The sequence below is a fragment of the Flavobacterium sp. PLA-DH12 genome (assembly GCF_059511845.1).
The window spans coordinates 276,501-293,254 of record NZ_JCAMPD010000002.1 but is presented as its reverse complement, the minus strand read 5'-3'; the positions used below and the strand labels follow the sequence as shown (position 1 = coordinate 293,254).

Annotated in this window: 13 protein-coding genes; 7 read left to right on the top strand and 6 right to left on the bottom strand. The window is 34.6% G+C overall.

Going from position 1 to position 16,754, the window contains the following annotated elements; all coding sequences use genetic code 11:
* Nucleotides 1–12 precede the first annotated feature (12 nt).
* From AC5ZCW_RS04440 to AC5ZCW_RS04420, 5 genes are all read left to right on the top strand, one after another.
* Nucleotides 13–366, top strand: coding sequence for a MerC domain-containing protein (locus AC5ZCW_RS04440; protein ID WP_198855138.1), 354 nt, complete (start codon nt 13–15; stop codon nt 364–366).
* Between the two features lie 10 nt (nt 367–376).
* Nucleotides 377–1,282, top strand: coding sequence for an NAD(P)/FAD-dependent oxidoreductase (locus AC5ZCW_RS04435; protein WP_496118216.1), 906 nt, complete (start codon nt 377–379; stop codon nt 1,280–1,282).
* A 194-nt stretch (nt 1,283–1,476) separates the two neighbouring features.
* Entirely contained in the window at nt 1,477–3,729 is a 2,253-nt protein-coding gene (locus tag AC5ZCW_RS04430; protein WP_496118214.1) for a TonB-dependent receptor, read from the top strand.
* A 95-nt stretch (nt 3,730–3,824) separates the two neighbouring features.
* Nucleotides 3,825–4,283 (top strand): thioredoxin family protein, encoded by a 459-nt coding sequence (locus AC5ZCW_RS04425; protein WP_496118212.1) that lies wholly within the window; start codon nt 3,825–3,827, stop codon nt 4,281–4,283.
* Nucleotides 4,284–4,570: 287 nt separating this feature from the next.
* Entirely contained in the window at nt 4,571–5,767 is a 1,197-nt protein-coding gene (locus AC5ZCW_RS04420) for a glycosyltransferase (RefSeq protein WP_496118210.1), read from the top strand.
* Here the strand turns inward: AC5ZCW_RS04420 and AC5ZCW_RS04415 are convergent.
* Genes AC5ZCW_RS04415 through AC5ZCW_RS04405 form a run of 3 tightly spaced genes read right to left on the bottom strand, consistent with a single transcriptional unit; the run spans nt 5,753 to nt 8,867 of the window.
* Nucleotides 5,753–6,898 carry a glycosyltransferase gene (locus tag AC5ZCW_RS04415; protein ID WP_496118208.1) on the bottom strand — a complete coding sequence of 382 codons (1,146 nt, stop codon included), beginning with the start codon at nt 6,896–6,898 and terminating at the stop codon, nt 5,753–5,755. The genes AC5ZCW_RS04420 and AC5ZCW_RS04415 overlap by 15 nt on opposite strands.
* Before the next feature lie 46 nt (nt 6,899–6,944).
* The gene (locus tag AC5ZCW_RS04410; protein WP_496118206.1) at nt 6,945–8,015 is read right to left on the bottom strand and encodes a glycosyltransferase family 4 protein; all 1,071 of its coding nucleotides are present in this window, start codon (nt 8,013–8,015) and stop codon (nt 6,945–6,947) included.
* Between the two features lie 30 nt (nt 8,016–8,045).
* Nucleotides 8,046–8,867: a DUF6492 family protein gene (locus AC5ZCW_RS04405; protein ID WP_496118204.1), complete on the bottom strand. Its 822-nt coding sequence runs from the start codon at nt 8,865–8,867 to the stop codon at nt 8,046–8,048.
* A gap of 141 nt (nt 8,868–9,008) precedes the next feature.
* On the opposite strand from AC5ZCW_RS04405, the gene AC5ZCW_RS04400 reads away from it, so the two are divergent.
* The gene (locus tag AC5ZCW_RS04400; RefSeq protein ID WP_496118202.1) at nt 9,009–10,169 is read left to right on the top strand and encodes a lycopene cyclase family protein; all 1,161 of its coding nucleotides are present in this window, start codon (nt 9,009–9,011) and stop codon (nt 10,167–10,169) included.
* Nucleotides 10,170–10,322: 153 nt separating this feature from the next.
* Nucleotides 10,323–10,733 (top strand): BrxA/BrxB family bacilliredoxin, encoded by a 411-nt coding sequence (locus AC5ZCW_RS04395; RefSeq protein ID WP_111284876.1) that lies wholly within the window; start codon nt 10,323–10,325, stop codon nt 10,731–10,733.
* Between the two features lie 165 nt (nt 10,734–10,898).
* On the opposite strand, the gene AC5ZCW_RS04390 is transcribed toward AC5ZCW_RS04395, so the two are convergent.
* Genes AC5ZCW_RS04390 through AC5ZCW_RS04380 form a run of 3 tightly spaced genes read right to left on the bottom strand, consistent with a single transcriptional unit; the run spans nt 10,899 to nt 16,596 of the window.
* Nucleotides 10,899–12,266: an efflux transporter outer membrane subunit gene (locus tag AC5ZCW_RS04390; protein ID WP_496118199.1), complete on the bottom strand. Its 1,368-nt coding sequence runs from the start codon at nt 12,264–12,266 to the stop codon at nt 10,899–10,901.
* Complete coding sequence (locus tag AC5ZCW_RS04385) at nt 12,259–15,432, bottom strand: efflux RND transporter permease subunit (RefSeq protein ID WP_281634292.1); 3,174 nt, start codon at nt 15,430–15,432, stop codon at nt 12,259–12,261. The genes AC5ZCW_RS04390 and AC5ZCW_RS04385 overlap by 8 nt, the downstream gene beginning before the upstream one ends.
* Nucleotides 15,433–15,450: 18 nt before the next feature.
* The gene (locus AC5ZCW_RS04380; RefSeq protein ID WP_496118197.1) at nt 15,451–16,596 is read right to left on the bottom strand and encodes an efflux RND transporter periplasmic adaptor subunit; all 1,146 of its coding nucleotides are present in this window, start codon (nt 16,594–16,596) and stop codon (nt 15,451–15,453) included.
* Nucleotides 16,597–16,754: the final 158 nt, after the last annotated feature.

The following is a 16,754-nucleotide window of genomic DNA, read 5'->3' as shown; positions in this document are numbered from 1 at the left end:
AAAGTACACATAATGAAGAAAATAAGCACATCCTTTTACGATATTTTAGGAATTTCGAGCGCAACCATTTGTCTGGTGCATTGCTTGATTTTTCCTCTTTTAACGATTCTCCCTTTAGGCTTGAGTCACAACCCAATTATAGATTTACTATTTGCTTCGATAGGTTTATTTGCAATTCTCAAAATTATAAAAAAATCAGCTCTTTTGGTATCGTCCATTTTGGTTGTTTCAATGGCGCTGATTTGGATTAGTATTTTGACTGAACTCTTTTTCGAAATTCATCTTGATCTGATTTATTTCGGTGGAATCGGAATGATCATCGGGCATTTAATCAATTATAAATTACATAAAAAACAAAATCATTAAAAATAGAAATATGGAACAGAAGCATTTTGAAGTGATTATCGTTGGTGGCAGTTATAGCGGATTATCTGCCGCAATGAGTTTAGGACGTTCCTTGCGTCAGGTTTTGGTTATCGATAGCGGTTTGCCTTGCAACAGACAAACACCGCATTCTCATAATTTTATTACACAAGATGGTGAGAAGCCAGCAGTTATTTCTGCGAAAGCCAAATTGCAAGTAGACATTTATAAAACTGTTCAATTTTTTAACGGACTTGCTGTAAAAGCAGTTAAGATAGAAAGCGGTTTTGAAATTACAACCGAATCGGGAGCTGTTTTTACTTCGAGAAAAGTATTGTTTGCAACTGGAGTTAAAGACCTGATTCCTGAAATTGAGGGTTTTGCAGCTTGTTGGGGAATTTCGGTTTTGCATTGCCCGTATTGTCATGGTTATGAAGTTAAAAACGAAAAAACAGCAATTATTGCCAATGGAGAAATGGGATTTGAATATGCTAAACTGATTTCGAATTGGACAACAGACCTGAGATTATGCACCAATGGAAAATCGGAATTGAGTCTAGAACAAACTGAAATACTCAAAAAACATGGAGTTCAGATTTTTGAAGAAGAAATAGAGTCTTTTGAGCATAAGGAAGGTTATATTAAAAACATCATTTTTAAGAATGGAGAAAAAGTGGAGGTTAAAGCTATTTATGCAAGACCGCCTTTTGAGCAGCATTGTCCAATTCCTGAAACTTTGGGATGTGATACTAGTGAACAAGGTTTGTTAAAAGTAGATGCGATGCAGAAAACAAATATCGCTGGAGTTTTTGCTAGCGGAGATTGCACAACACAAATGCGATCTGTAGCAATTGCGGTTTCTACGGGCTCTTTTGCTGGCGCAGTGATTAACAAAGAACTTATCGACGAAGATTTTTAATTAATAGAAAAGAGTGTTAAACCATATAAGTTATATAAGCTAATTTAAGTTAGTGCTAAAATGAACTTATATAACTTATATGGTTTTAAAAGAAATCTAACATATTGAACACAATCAGTTTGAAAATTTTTGTTTTAAGAATAAATATTTGTCAAATTTAATTTTTAGTTTTGTCTAAATTTAATTTTATAATAATGAAATATTTATTTTTGACAATATTAATAATTTCAACAAAAAGTGTTTTCTCTCAAAATATTTCTGGAAAAGTAGAAAGCATACTTCCTATTGATCAAGAAATTACCATTCGTTTGTTGAATACAAACTTTAAAACACAAGCCGATTCTTTGGGATTTTATAAATTAGAAAATATCCCAAATGGAACGTATAAAATAAATATAACCTCGACTGGATTCAAACCCATAACCCAAAGAATTTCAGTTTTAGAAAATGAAAATTTGAACTTGGATTTTGAATTGGACGAAGATCAAAACGAATTGAACGAAGTGGTGGTTTCAGGAACGTTAAAACCGGTAAAACGATTAGAAAGTGCCGTTCCTGTTGAGGTGTATTCTCCAGTTTTCTTTAAGAAAAACCCAACGCCAAGTATTTATGATGCGCTTCAGAATATAAACGGCGTTCGTCCGCAGCTTAATTGTGGCGTTTGTAACACAGGCGACATTCATATCAACGGATTGGAAGGTCCGTATACTTTGGTAATGATTGACGGAATGCCAATTGTGAGCAGTCTTTCTACGGTTTATGGCTTGTCTGGAATTCCGAACTCTTTGGTGGAACGAATCGAAATTGTAAAAGGTCCAGCCTCGTCTCTTTATGGAAGTGAAGCGGTTGGAGGATTAATTAATATCATTACTAAAAATCCAATTAACGCACCCGTTTTTTCTGCCGATTATTTTACGACTTCTTATTTTGAAAGTAATCTAGATTTGGGAATGAAATTTAATGCGGGAAAAAAGGCCATTTCGCTTATTGGTGTTAATTATTTCAATTATGATCAAGTAATCGATAAAGACAAAGATAATTTTACCGATTTAACGCTTTCTGAACGTATTTCGATTTTTAATAAATGGAGTTTTCAGCGAAATCAAAATCGTCTTTTTACCATTGCTGTGCGTGGAATGTATGAAGATCGCTGGGGCGGAGATATTCGCTGGGAGAAAAAATACCGTGGCGGAGATGAAATTTACGGCGAAAGCATTTACACCAAAAGAGCCGAATTAATTGGAAGTTATCAATTGCCGTTTGAAGAAAAACTAATGCTTTCGTTCTCTGGAAATGTGCATTATCAGGACAGCCGTTATGGAACAACATCTTATATTGCCAATCAGAAAATTGGATTTTTACAGCTGACTTGGGATAAAAAAATTGGTCGAAACGATTTGCTAGCAGGAATTGCAAGCCGATATACGTATTATGACGATAACACAACTGCAACAAAAGAAGCTGAAAATACTTGGCTTCCAGGAATTTTTGTTCAAGACGAAATTACCTTTTCTCCAAAAAGTCAGGTTTTGCTGGGAATGCGTTACGATTACAATTCGATTCACGGATCTATTTTTACACCAAGATTTGCTTACAGATTTAAGGTAAACGAAAACACTATTTTTAGATTAAATGCAGGAACTGGGTTTCGTGTCGTGAATTTATTTACCGAAGATCATGCGGCTTTAACGGGTTCGAGAGATGTTGTTATTAAAAATGATTTGAAACCCGAACAGTCTATAAATGTGAATTTGAATTATATTCAGAAAATCAATTTTGGCAATGGAACGTTTATGGGAATTGAAACAACTGCTTTTTACACGAGATTCAGTAATAAGATTATTTCTGATTATGAAACAGATCCCAACAAAATCATTTACGACAATATTGATGGCTACGCCTTAAGTCAAGGAATCAGTACGAATATTGATCTTAATTTTCCATCGGGATTAAAGTTTATTATCGGAGCCACGGTTTTAGACAATAAAAACGTTGAAAACGGAATTTCTGAAAGACCTTATTTGACGGAGAATTTCACCGGAACTTGGAGCATTTCGTATAAAATTCAGCCTTGGAACTTGTCGATGGATTATACTGGGAATGTTTACAGTCCGATGAAATTGCCTTTGTTGAGCGAAACCGATCCAAGAAGTCCAAATTCGCCTTGGTATAGTATTCAAAATATTCAGTTTACCTATTCGGGATGGAAGGATTTTGAAGTTTATGGAGGAATTAAGAATCTGTTGAATTTTACTCCGAAACAGAATAATCCGTTTTTGATTTCGAGAACCAATGATCCTTTCGACAAAAATGTGCAATACGATTCGGCAGGAAAAGTTCTGGTTACGCCTGATAATCCCTACGGTTTGACATTTGATACGACGTATGTATATGGACAGAACCAAACTATTCGTGGATTTTTAGGATTGAGATATACTTTTAGGTAAAAGATTTAAACTAAATTTTGCCACAAATTACACGAATTATCACGAATTTTAATTTGCGTAAATTCGTGTAATTTGTGGCAAACAAGACAAAAAAAATGAAAAAGCTGTTTCTCTTAATTCTCTTCGGAATAACTTCAACAGGGTTCTGCCAATTAAAAAGCAGCACTTTTGAAGAAATTAGTAGCTTACAGCAAATTCAAAAACGAAAAACCATTGTTTTCATTCATACCGATTGGTGTCAATTTTGCCAGAGAATGAAATCCGTAACTTTTAAAGATCAGGAAATAATCGAAAAATTAAACTCCAATTTCTATTTTATTGATTTCAATGCCGAGGAAAAGCGAGATATTACATTCAATAACCATATTTTTAAGTACAAGCCTTCAGGAAATAATGTTGGAGTACATGAATTGGCATTAGAGCTTGGAACTATCAATAATCAGATTGCCTATCCGACTTTATGTGTTTTGAATGAGAAAAACGAAATCATTTTCCAATATAATATTTATTTAAGCTCAAAAGAGTTTAAAATTCTGTTGGAGAAATTGAAATAGTAGTTTTGGATTAGTTCTTTGAAAATGAAATAAATAACGTTGTTTACGCGGTATTTTTTAAAATTTATTTGTAAATTGTTGTAAAGCTTTGCAAGTTAAAAAAGATATTGATAATCAGTTTAATATGTTTTTTACTTTGTTAATTAACAGCTTTTTATAATGTTCTCATACAATATAAAAATTATGGAAAGAGTTTTAAGAATGAAGTAAGATGTTGAATTTATTGAGATTCAGATCATTTCATTATTAAAAACAGAGAGAAAATTAAGCTTATATAAGAGGATAATATGGGGATATTTAAAAATATTAAGCGCTATTATAAACGAAAAGAAGAAATTAGGAAGCAGCACGATCAATCAATTCCAAATTATAATACTTACAACCCATTAAATAAAACTATTGTTTTTTTCAATATTCATATGCCAGCTCCTGAGCATGATTCGGGTTCTAACAGACTGAAAGAGATTATATTGTTTTTCAAAAGCAAAGATTACAATTGTATTATTTGTTCAAAAGATACCTTTCGAGATAATGGTTATGTTACTTATTTCAGTAAGTTAGGCGCTGTCGTTTTTGTAGAAAACAATCAGTATTCGAACTATTTTGATTTTATAGCATCACTCCCTAAAGTTGATTTTGTGTGGTATTACGGAGCAAAAGCTTTGGGACGTAATGTAAAAAAAGTATCCAAAATTTTTCCGCTAGCTACGTCACTTTATGATATGGTAGATATTCATTTTCTAAGGTACAAAAGAGCAATTAAGATTAATCCCAGCCGAATTTCATTAACAAAAAACTATTTGAAGTTTTTTTGGATCGAAACAAGACTTGCCAGAAAAGTAGATTTGGTACTGACTATTTCTAATGTCGAAAATGAAATTATGGCAAAGTATATCGATGAACGCAAATTGATGATACTTTCTAATATCCATTATTTAAAAGTCAGTAAAGATCAACTTTTGCCTTTTGAAGATCGTGAAGACTTGCTTTTTATAGGCTCGCAGCATGAACCCAATGTTGACGCTGTCAATTATTTATATCACGAAATAATGCCGCTGGTTTGGAAGACAAATAAAACTATAAAAGTAAATATTATAGGCAATCTTAATGAGAAGCTTAAAAACATTCAAGATTCTAGATTTATTTTTAAAGGTCATGTATGTGATATAAAACCACTATTTAATACAAATAAAATGATGGTTGCTCCTTTGCGATATGGTGCTGGGGTAAAAGGAAAAATAGGGCAGGCTTTTGAGTATTATCTGCCAGTTGTTACGACATCAATTGGTGCGGAAGGCATGAAGCTGGTTCAAGAAAGAAATGCTTTGATTTACGATGCTAAAGAGGAATTTGCTTCGGCGATACTTAATCTATATGGAAACAAATCGCTTTGGCTGGAATTGCAGCAAAACTCTGCAGAAAGTCTTGAACCATTCTCAAATCATGCTTTAGAAGCATTGTTTTTAAAATTAGAATCGCTGTAATTCAAATACATTGTCTAATAAGCTGTAAGTTGCATCAATACTATGATGAGCACTAAAATAGGCATTGGCTTCAGAACTGATTTTAGTATAAAAAACGGCATCGGTTAGTAATGTATTGATCTGATTAGCAAATTCATTCGGATCATTTGAAACCAAACAGCCATTATTAGACTTATTTATTAATCCGTCAACGCCTCTTTCATTGCACACTACCGGAAGTCCAAGAGACAAAGCTTCGATTACCTTGATTTTGATTCCCGTTCCGCTCAGCATTGGACATATTGCGATTTTAGACTGAGCGTAAGCATCATCAAGATTTTCGATAAAACTAATTTTCTCCACATTTGGGTAATCATCTATGAATTTAGTGATTTTTCCAATTACAGCAATTTTTAGTGATTTTGAAAGTAAAGGATAAACATGATCAAAGAACCATTTGGCCGCTTTGGTGTTATGTTCGTTTTCGCTGGCAACATAGATAATGTCGTACTTACTATCTGTTTTTAAATTGCTTTTTTTCGGCAAGCTATGGGTTATCAAGGCGATTTCTTTATCAATAAATTGAGAGAAAAGGTATTTTTCTTCTGGAGAAATCACTAAAATTTTATCATAAGAATTTAAGAGTTTTATTTCTGTTTCAAAAAACTTACCTAATTGGAACTTCTTTTTTTTCTGAAATTGTGAAGTAAGGAAATCGTGCGTATCAATTATTAATTTTGCCTTTTTCAGATACGGATTATTCTTGATTAGCTTTGACCAATACAGATAGGAAATCAAAATAACATCATATTCATTCTCTTTTAAGGCTTGATTAAAAGCAGGAATATGACCGGAACGGATATTATCAAACAAACCAATTTTTCCTTTGATTTTATTCGGAAGGGAGTACTGAAAGAAATACTTCAGCTTATTTTTTTTTCTGATAAAAACAGGAAGAAAATAACCGTTAGAAATTAGTTTTTCTTCTTTGAGTTTGTTGATTTCATTTGTAGTAAATAGGTCTGTTTCAACACCAACAAAATCAACAGTAATATTTCTTGATTTAAAATATTCTAATAATGACAAGGCTCTTGCGTTATTTCCTTTTGCCTTGTGCAGTGGATTTTCGGGATAGAAATATAAAATTCTCATAAGCGATTTTTAAAATCAAAAATATTTGTATTGATAATCAGTTGGTTTAATTAGTAAACTGCTTATCCATTTGTTCAAAATAAGATTCAACGCTAAACTTTTTCATTGTCATTTCATGAATCTCCTCTGGGCTTGTTTTTTTTGAATCTTCAATGCAATGATCAAAAAACTGAAAAATATTGTCATCGATTTGTTTAGGAAGCAAATAAGCGCCAGGCTGATTGTCTTTGACTAATTTTGGAAGAATGCCTACGGCGTTTCCTGCAATTGGTCTTCCGCAAGCAAGCGCTTCGATAGTTACCATTCCAAAACTTTCTGAATAAGAAGGATAGAAAACAATATCTGCCCGTGAATAAGCCAGTTCATTGATATTGTCTATGGTTAATCCAACTAAGATTTCGGTATGATTTAAATTTTTAAAAAGTTCTGTATTTGAAGGATTGTTTGTCGCAATAAGAAGCCTCCAATTGTTTTGCTGTTCAACAAGTCTTGCTAGTTCCTGCAATTCTGAAATGCCTTTTCCGTATTCAAGTCGACCAATATATACAACTGTTTTAAAATTGGTTGAAGTTTTTTTTATGGGATAAAAATTAGTTTTATCAATACAATTTGGCACTACACTTATTTTGTTTTCATTAATTCCATAGTATTGTATTAGATCTTTTTTGACATTGCCTTCAACAGCGATTATTTTCTTGGCATTTTTGCAGGCTATCATTTGCAATTTGGCCACTCTACTTAATCTAGGATCTTTTCTTCCGTAGTCCAGTTCCATTTTATGATAACAACCATGAGAAATTACGTAATCGGTTGGATAATAAGCTGTGGGTTCACCATTGCTAATGACTAATTTATTTGATCGATAATTAAGCCAAAGAAAAGCAGTTGCAAATCTTGCAATATATTTTGCTCTTCGTTTTTCGAAATGTCTTTTATTGAATAATTTCCAGTATAGCTTTCCGATAAAAGTGTTTTTTAAACGATCCTCATTTATTATTTCAGTCAAAATCTTTCGGCTTTTGAGATATTCGTCCAAATAATGAACCATCCGTTCTGCACCGCCGGCATTAGATTTTCCGTTTAGAAATACCAAATAAACTTTACTTGCCTTTATCATCTGAAATTCTTTTGTAGGATAGCATTTTCATTAAAAAAAACGATACCACTTTTTTTTCTTTCTTCGCCAATTGCTTTGGTGAATAAGTCCAAGATAAATTTTGCGCAATTGCTCAAGTTTCAACTGGTTTTTTTCGATTGCATATTGCTTTTTGTAATGATAAACTTTAAAAAGGCTACCAATAGGAAGTATGTCTATTAATCTGGTCTTTAGCAGATATTCTCCATAGATGACACAATCACTTGGGGAATAGCTTTTTTTGTCTATTTCGGTAAAAAATTGATCAAAAGTGAGATTTATTTCTTTTAAGAACACTTCATTAAAATGTTCCCAAACCTTGCAATTCCAGATATAGGGAGATGGACCATAATCCCATTCTTTACCTTTATTTCCAAAAAACGGACGAGTATCTCTCAAAGCTCTTTTAAAAAACAGATTTTCAGAATCCATACCAATTCTTTCTGTCATTTCAAGTAAATCTTTAGATTCCTGCATGATAGTGTATGGCGTATTTTCGTCATACATAAAATCTGAAATGTAAAAGTCCTTTATAAAAACAGCATCAGAATCTATAGCAACATAATTTTCGCAGATATTAAGCTTGTAAACATTGCATTTTATGATTTGCTGATATCTCCATCCTTCGGTAATTGTTGTTTTGCAGATTTCAGAATCGCGATAGACTTTATATTTCTCATGACAGTCCTTTTTTAAGAAACCAAAATGCTCATCGTTTACAGAAATAACTACCGGAATGCTGTCTTTGTTAAACTCATCTATAGAATCTAAAAGCTTATAAACGGTTTTAAAATCAGGTTCATAAGTTTTAATGAAAAGGATCAATTTATGCATAAGGCAGAAATTTTATTTTTTGTACTACTAAAGATAGAATTAAATCATATTGTAAACAAACGGCAAAACGAAATAATAAATTGCGGTCCTTTTATGTTTTTTTTAGAAAAAAGGAAAGAATAAAATTTCTTATTTTTGAGAATGAATTCTTCGCAAATCCCACATTTCGATTACATTTTTACAGGCACAGGACTAGCATCTTTGATGACAGTTTATAAAATGATTCTGTCTGGAAAATTCGCTGATAAAACCATTTTACTGTTAGATCAGGATTTGAAGAAATCCAATGACAGAACTTGGTGTTTCTGGGAAAAAGAAGAAAGCATCTGGGATTCAGTTATTTCAAAAAAATGGGATTCGGCTCTTTTTTCTAATGAGAATTTCAGACGCGATCTAGATTTAAAACCCTATTCATACCAAAAAATCAACGGATTAGATTTTTATAATTTCGTTTTTGAAACTATTTCAAAACAATCGAATATTACGTTTTTAAACGAAAAAGTGACCGACATCAACGAATTGGAAACTCATGTTTTTGTAGGAACAGAAGAAAATAGATTTACCTGCAATTATTTATTCAATAGTATTTATACTAAGGCTTTCGCCGAAGGGCAGAATAAATATCCCGTTTTGCAACAGCATTTTGTGGGTTGGTTTGTAAAAGCGAAAGAGGAAGTTTTCGATCCTGAAGAAGTAACTTTCATGGATTTTTCGGTTGAACAAAGAGGAAATACAAGATTTATGTACGTGCTGCCAACTTCAAAAACGGAAGCTTTGGTAGAACATACGTTGTTTTCAGAAAAACTGCTTGCAAAAGAGGAATATGAAAACGAGATTCAAATGTATTTGAAGAAGATGGGTGTAAGCCAATATCAAATTATTGAAAAAGAGGAGGGAAGCATTCCAATGACATGTTATCCATTTTGGGAAAGAAATACTAAAAGAGTTTTGAATATTGGCTCTGCAGGTGGCTGGACAAAAGCAAGTACAGGTTATACTTTTAAAAACTCAGATAAAAAGTCTACAGAATTGGTGAAATTTATTCAGAATGATGATTTCAAAATGAAAGATTTTCATAAAAAAAGCAGATTCTGGTTTTATGATTTGCTCCTTTTGGATATTCTTTATCGGCATAATGAATTAGGAAGCGCCATTTTTTCTTCGTTATTTAAAAAGGGAAATCCAAAATTGATTTTTAAGTTTTTGGATGAAGAAACGAATCTCATTGAAGATTTTCGAGTGATTATGAAATGCCCAAAATTGCCTTTTCTAAAGGCTTTATTACGGGCGATTTTTACATAAAAGCAGACTGAATTGAGGCTTTCCTGTTTATGACTTTCGAACTTTCGACTAAATCAATCGAACTATAACAAAACTTTATACTTCAAAGTAACTAGTTGCGAGTAAACTTTGTAACTTTGCAGTTCAAAAAGTACAATTTAAAAGACAAAAAATATGTATCCACTAGACATGGTAAAACCAATGGAAGCTGAATTAACAGCTGCAGGTTTTCAAGATTTACATAGTGCTGAAGCTGTTGAGAATGCTATCAAAGCTGAAGGTACCACTTTAGTAGTTGTAAACTCTGTTTGCGGGTGCGCTGCAAGAAATGCACGTCCGGGAGCAAAAATGAGTTTGGATAATGCTAAAAAACCAGATCATTTAATTACTGTTTTTGCAGGTGTAGACAAAGAAGCTGTTGATGCTGCAAGACAACACATGTTCCCATTTCCTCCATCTTCGCCATCTATGGCTTTGTTTAAAAACGGAGAATTGGTTCACATGTTAGAGCGTCACCACATTGAAGGACGTCCAGCTGAATTAATTGCTGAGAATTTACAGGATGCGTTTAACGAGTTCTGCTAATTTAAGGGACTAAGGTTCTGAGTTGCTGAGGTTCTAAGGTTTTAGACACAAAGTAATATAGGCACAAAGAATAACAACAAAAGCACTATGAAAATAGTGCTTTTGTTGTTTATACAATTTTTGAAACTTTAGTACCTTAGAATCTTAGCAACTCAGAACCTTTTCTTAGAGGTTCCATCCTCCACCAAGTGCTTTGTACAATTCAACCATTGAACTTAATTGTCTTTCAGATAATTGAGCTAGACTTAACTGTGCATTGAAAAGGTTGGTTTCTACATCTAAAACTTCCAAGTAAGAAACGTAACCGCTGTCATATCTTTCGTGAGATAGCTTAAAGTTTATCAAAGCCGCTTGCACTTGTCTGTTGCGGGCTTTCCATTCTTCTTGATAAGTTCTAACGTTTTGTATAGATTGTTCTACTTCAGAAACAGCATCAATATATTTTTGTTGATAAAGAAATTTGAACTGTTCTGCTTGTTGTCTGTTTATTTCAACTCTTCTTTTGTTTTTTCCGAATGCAAATATTGGTCCTGCAATTCCGCCAGAAGCATTTTGCATATAGGAGCTTCCGAGAAAAAGATTACTCAAATCGGCACTGGCAAATCCGGCAATTGCAGCTAGATTGATAGACGGAAAACGCATTGCCTGGGCTACGCCAATTCTTTCGTTTGCTGCTGCATATCTTAATTCGGCCGCTTTTACATCGGGTCTGTTTTCTAATAAGGCAGACGGAATTGATAATGGAATTTTGCTCACGATTTGCAATTCGGTATTGCTTTTTCCTCTCGGAATTTCGGTAGGTAGCTGACCTGTAAGCAACGCAATTGCATTTTCTTGATAGGTTATTTGTCTTTCAATGTTAGGAATTGCTGCTTCGGCAATGGCAACCTGCTGTTCAATCTGTACTTTGTCAACTTCAGAGATGTACCCTTTTTCAAATCTCTCACTTATGATTTGATAGTACTTCTCTCTTGTTTCAAGAGTATGCTTGGTTATTTCCAGCTGATCATCAAAATTTCGCATCTGAAAGTACGCTATTGCAATATTGGCAACGATATCAGACAATATTACTTTACGAGCTTCTTCTGTAGCGAGAAGTTCATCTTTGACAGCATTATTTTCATGGCGAAATTTCCCCCAGAAATCTAGTTCCCAAGACATACTTGCACCAGCGGTCGACGGAGTAATGTATTTCTTATTGCTGTTTATGGTAGCTCCATATTGAAAAGCCGGAAATAAATCGGCTTTGGAATAACCTAATTCAGCACGAAACTGTTCAATTCTCGAAACCGCAATTTTTAAATCATAATTATTCTCAAGGCCTTTTTGAATAAGACCTTTTAAAACATCATCATTAAACAAATCAAACCATTTTAAGTTGGTTACCGAAGCGAGACTGTCTAAATTTCTTTCGTTTTTATAAGAATCTGATTTTAACTGCTCAGGTTTTTTATATTTTGGTCCGACCATACATCCCGCCGGAAATAAGGAAAGAACCAATACAATAACGATTATTTTATATTTCTTACTCATGGTCTGTAGTATTTGATTCTACATTGTTTTCTCCTTCTACGATTGTTTCCTCTTTCTTATGTCCAATTCTTTCAATCATAACAAATAGACCTGGTACAATTAATACACCGAGAACTGTAGCGATTAACATTCCGCTAAATACGGCCATTCCCATTACAATACGAGCTTGAGAACCAGCACCTGTAGCGGTTAATAATGGCACAACTCCAAGAATAAAAGCAAAAGCAGTCATCAGAATCGGGCGAAAACGAAGTCTTGCTGCATACATTGCCGATTCGTAAAGCGGTTTCCCTCTTTCGTATTCTTCTTTGGCAAACTCAACAATAAGAATGGCGTTTTTTGCCACTAATCCGATAAGTAAAACGAGTCCGATTTGGGCAAAAACGTTGTTGACATAAGCATCACTTCCAAATCTTGCCAAAAGAAGGCCTAAAAAGGCTCCAAATACTGCAAAAGGCGCTCCAAGCAGTACACTAAATGGAAGTTTCCAACTTTCGTATTGCGCGGCTAAGATTAAGAATACAAAAACCAATGCCATAATAAATACAGAAGATCCACCTGGCGAATGCTTTTCCTGATACGATAAGTTGATGTAATCGAAACTCATGTCTGCAGGTAAGGTCTCTTTGGCGACTTCTTCTAATGCGGTCAGAGCCTGCGAGCTACTATAACCATCATTCGGACTTCCTCCAATTTCTGCAGATCTAAATAAGTTTAAACGATTCGTAAAATCGGGACCAGATACTTTAGTCGCCGTAACCAATGTCGAAACCGGAAGCATATCTCCTTTATTATTTTTTACATAAATCAGGTTTAGGTCTTCTGGTTTTACACGATTAACAGCTTCTCCCTGTACATAAACTTTATATTGACGACCAAACCGGTTAAAATCATTTACATAACTTCCTCCCAAAAAGGCACCGAGGGCTTCGGTAACTTTAGAGACTGGTATTCCTAATTTCATGGCTTTATCATTGTCGATATCCAGTTTAATTTGCGGTGTACCAGCATTAAAAGTGGTGTAAATTCGTTTAATCTCAGGACGTTGCTGCGCGGCGGCAATAAATTTTTGTGTTTGTTCTGCTAAATATTGCGGTGTATTTCCTCCTCGGTCTTGCAGCATCAAACTAAATCCAGCTGAAGCACCCAGACCCTGAATCGCGGGTGGACCAAATGAAAAACAAGTCGCAGTTGTAATTTGAGTAGCTAGTTTTTTATTGAATCGGTCTACAAACTGTTTGGCCGTTTCTGCTCTGTCTTCCCAAGGTTTTAGGGAAATAAAAATAAAAGCGTTATTTGGCTGATAAGAGTTTGTAAGCATACTAAATCCGTTTATCGTGGTATAAGACAGAATAGATTTTTCTTCTTTAAGGAAACTATCTACTTTTTTCGATATTTCATCGGTACGCTGTAATGATGATGCAGGCGGCAACGCAATATTTACCAAAACATATCCTTGATCTTCTTCAGGAATAAATCCTACTGGAATCTTTTTACCTAAAAGCACAATTGAAACAAGAATGACAGCTAGTAAAACAACAATACGCATTGCTTTTTTTGCAAAAAATGTTGCTCCACCAATATATTTTCCAGTAACATTTTCGAAAACCTTATTAAACCAAGTAAAGAATTTAGCAAGCCATCCTTTTTGCTGATCAATAGGTTTTGTGGGTTTTAATAGCATGGCACAAAGTGCCGGACTTAAAGACAAGGCGCTAAATGCAGAAAAGGCGACCGAGACGGCAATGGTTATGGCAAATTGCTGGTAAAAACGTCCCGTAATTCCAGGTGTCATAGCTACTGGAATAAAAACGGCGCATAGAATTAATGCAATCGCTATTACTGGCCCCGAAACCTCTTTCATTGCTTGAACTGTGGCCTCTTTAGGAGTTTTTCCATGCTCGATATGATGTATTACGGCTTCTACAACCACAATCGCATCATCGACCACGATACCAATTGCGAGTACTAATCCTAAAAGCGAAAGGGTATTGATCGAAAATCCTAACATTGGGAAAACGGCAATTGTACCAATAAGCGAAACGGGAACGGTAATTAACGGAATTAAAGTAGCGCGCCAGTTTTGAAGGAATATAAATACTACTATAATAACCAATATAATAGCTTCAAAAAGAGTGTGAACAATATCATCAACCCCTGCAGTAATAGCAAGTGTTGTATCTAAAGATTCTTGGTATTCGATGTCTTGCGGAAATCTTTCAGACAATTGTTTCATGGTGGCTTTTGCAATTTCTGCGACCTCGAGAGCATTACTTCCTGGCATTTGATACATAGCAATAACAGCACTTGGAGAACTGTTTCTTCTGGCTGTTGAGCTGTAATTTTCGGTTCCTAATTCGATTCGGGCAATATCGGCAAGTAAAACCTGTGCTCCATCTTCTTTGCTTCGAACTACGATGTTTCCAAATTCTTTTTCGGTTACCAAGCGGTCTTGAAGTGTTACACCGTATGTGAATTCAGTATTGGGAGGTGCTGGTTCAGCTCCAAATTTTCCTCCTGGACTGATCATGTTTTGTGCGTTTAGCGCATTTTTTACATCTTCAACTGTTACGCCGAGTTTACTCATCATGTCAGCTTTTAGCCAAATACGCATTGAGTAATCACTACCTCCAAAAAGAGCAACCTCTCCAACTCCTTTGATACGAGCCAGCTGGTCAACAACATTGATACTTGCGTAGTTATTTAAAAATTTAGCATCATATTTTGGATTGGTAGATGTAATTGTAAACAACATCATTGGAAACGAAAGCGATTTTTTTACCACAACACCCTGTTGTTTTACACTTGATGGCATAAAGGGAGCAGACTGGTTTTGTCTGTTTTGCGTAAGCATATTAGCGTTGTCCAGATTGGTTCCTACGTCGAAAGTTACCTCGATAGTGCAAGCACCATCAGAAGTGTTGATCGATTTCATGTACAACATGTTTTCAACACCGTTTACCTTTTGCTCAATTGGAGTTGCAACTGCTTGTTCAACATTCAGCGCATTTGCTCCAGTAAAAGAAGTGGTAATTTTTACAACTGGCGGATTAATATCCGGATATTGTGAAATAGGTGTTTTTTGTAATGCCAGTAATCCAAGTATCACAATAATAATACTAATAACAATGGCAACAATTGGTCTTCGGACGAAAAATTCTCCCATAATAGTATGTGATTTAGATTACTTTGCAGCTACAGTTTCTGGATCGCCCAATTGCCATTGAACGATTTTAGGGGTAATGACACTTCCATTCTTCAATAAAGAAGTACCTCCCATGGCTATCTTGTCGCCAGGTTTTAATCCATCTTCAATAATATAACCGTTTTTAACGATAGGGCCTGGTTTTACAATTTGCATTTGCACTTTATTGTCATTACCTACAACATATACTTGATAAATTCCTTGAATTTCAATAACTGCGCGCTGCGGAATTACGATTGCTTCTTTGCGAATATCAGTAAGCAAAGCAAGTTTTACATATTGGCCAGGACGCAATAATTTATCTGGATTAGGAAAAGCGGCTTCAAAAGTGATGGCTCCTGTAGAAGGATCAATTTGTCTGTCGGCAAAACTTACTTTTCCGGTATGCGGATAAGTGGAACCGTCAGATAGTTTTATGGTAACACTTGCTCCAGAGCCTTTTAAAGGAGAATTTGGTTTGTTGAATTCTCTAAAAAGACGCAAAAATTCTTGTTCGCTTATTGTAAATCGAACTCTCACATCGCCAAGATCAGAAATTGTATTTAGAACTGATAACGGTCCAGGCTGTACATAATCGCCTACTCTCACTTTAGACAAACCAATTAATCCTGAAATTGGTGCTAAAATTTGACAGTAGCCCAATTCGATTTTAGCATTTTGAACCGAAGCGTCAGATGCTTTAATCTGTGCTAATGAAGCATTGTACGCCGCTTTTGCTGAAACCAATTCTCTTTGGCTGACAGCATTCATTTTTGCCAACGGAGTAATCATATCCAAATCTGATTTGGTTTTAGATAATCGTGCCTGCGATTCTGCGGCAACTCCCTGTGCTTCGTTAAGTTTCGCTCTATATGGTAAAGGGTCAATTGTATAAAGCACCTGTCCTTTCTTGACAAAACTTCCTTCTTTGAAGTTCATACTTTCAATTATACCATCAACTCGCGGGTTAATTTGTATATCAGATTGACCAAAAGTCTGCCCCGTGTATTCAGATTCTAATTTTACATCTTGCTGTAAAACCGTTGTAACTGAAATTTCTAGTGGTTTGGGTGCTGGAGGTGTTTCTTTTTTGCAAGAAATCATTAAAAGACATAGTAAGACTGCGGAGGAATAGATTTTGTTCATTGTTAAATTCTTTTAGGTAAAATTCATTAAATACAACTAACTAAAAACCAATAAAGTGCAATAGCTAAGTTAGCGTTTTTTTGGTTAGGTGATTAAATATTGTGCGAATTTTGTTAATTTTAGTTAAAATTTTATCTGTCTGTATTTCAATTGATAAT

Bases quoted from the DNA above. Each gene is read 5' to 3' on its own strand.
- AC5ZCW_RS04440 (WP_198855138.1), top strand. From the start codon at position 13: ATGAAGAAAATAAGCACATCCTTTTACGATATTTTAGGAATTTCGAGC.
- AC5ZCW_RS04435 (WP_496118216.1), top strand. From the start codon at position 377: ATGGAACAGAAGCATTTTGAAGTGATTATCGTTGGTGGCAGTTATAGC.
- AC5ZCW_RS04430 (WP_496118214.1), top strand. From the start codon at position 1,477: ATGAAATATTTATTTTTGACAATATTAATAATTTCAACAAAAAGTGTT.
- AC5ZCW_RS04425 (WP_496118212.1), top strand. From the start codon at position 3,825: ATGAAAAAGCTGTTTCTCTTAATTCTCTTCGGAATAACTTCAACAGGG.
- AC5ZCW_RS04420 (WP_496118210.1), top strand. From the start codon at position 4,571: ATGGGGATATTTAAAAATATTAAGCGCTATTATAAACGAAAAGAAGAA.
- AC5ZCW_RS04415 (WP_496118208.1), bottom strand. From the start codon at position 6,898: ATGAGAATTTTATATTTCTATCCCGAAAATCCACTGCACAAGGCAAAA.
- AC5ZCW_RS04410 (WP_496118206.1), bottom strand. From the start codon at position 8,015: ATGATAAAGGCAAGTAAAGTTTATTTGGTATTTCTAAACGGAAAATCT.
- AC5ZCW_RS04405 (WP_496118204.1), bottom strand. From the start codon at position 8,867: ATGCATAAATTGATCCTTTTCATTAAAACTTATGAACCTGATTTTAAA.
- AC5ZCW_RS04400 (WP_496118202.1), top strand. From the start codon at position 9,009: ATGAATTCTTCGCAAATCCCACATTTCGATTACATTTTTACAGGCACA.
- AC5ZCW_RS04395 (WP_111284876.1), top strand. From the start codon at position 10,323: ATGTATCCACTAGACATGGTAAAACCAATGGAAGCTGAATTAACAGCT.
- AC5ZCW_RS04390 (WP_496118199.1), bottom strand. From the start codon at position 12,266: ATGAGTAAGAAATATAAAATAATCGTTATTGTATTGGTTCTTTCCTTA.
- AC5ZCW_RS04385 (WP_281634292.1), bottom strand. From the start codon at position 15,432: ATGGGAGAATTTTTCGTCCGAAGACCAATTGTTGCCATTGTTATTAGT.
- AC5ZCW_RS04380 (WP_496118197.1), bottom strand. From the start codon at position 16,596: ATGAACAAAATCTATTCCTCCGCAGTCTTACTATGTCTTTTAATGATT.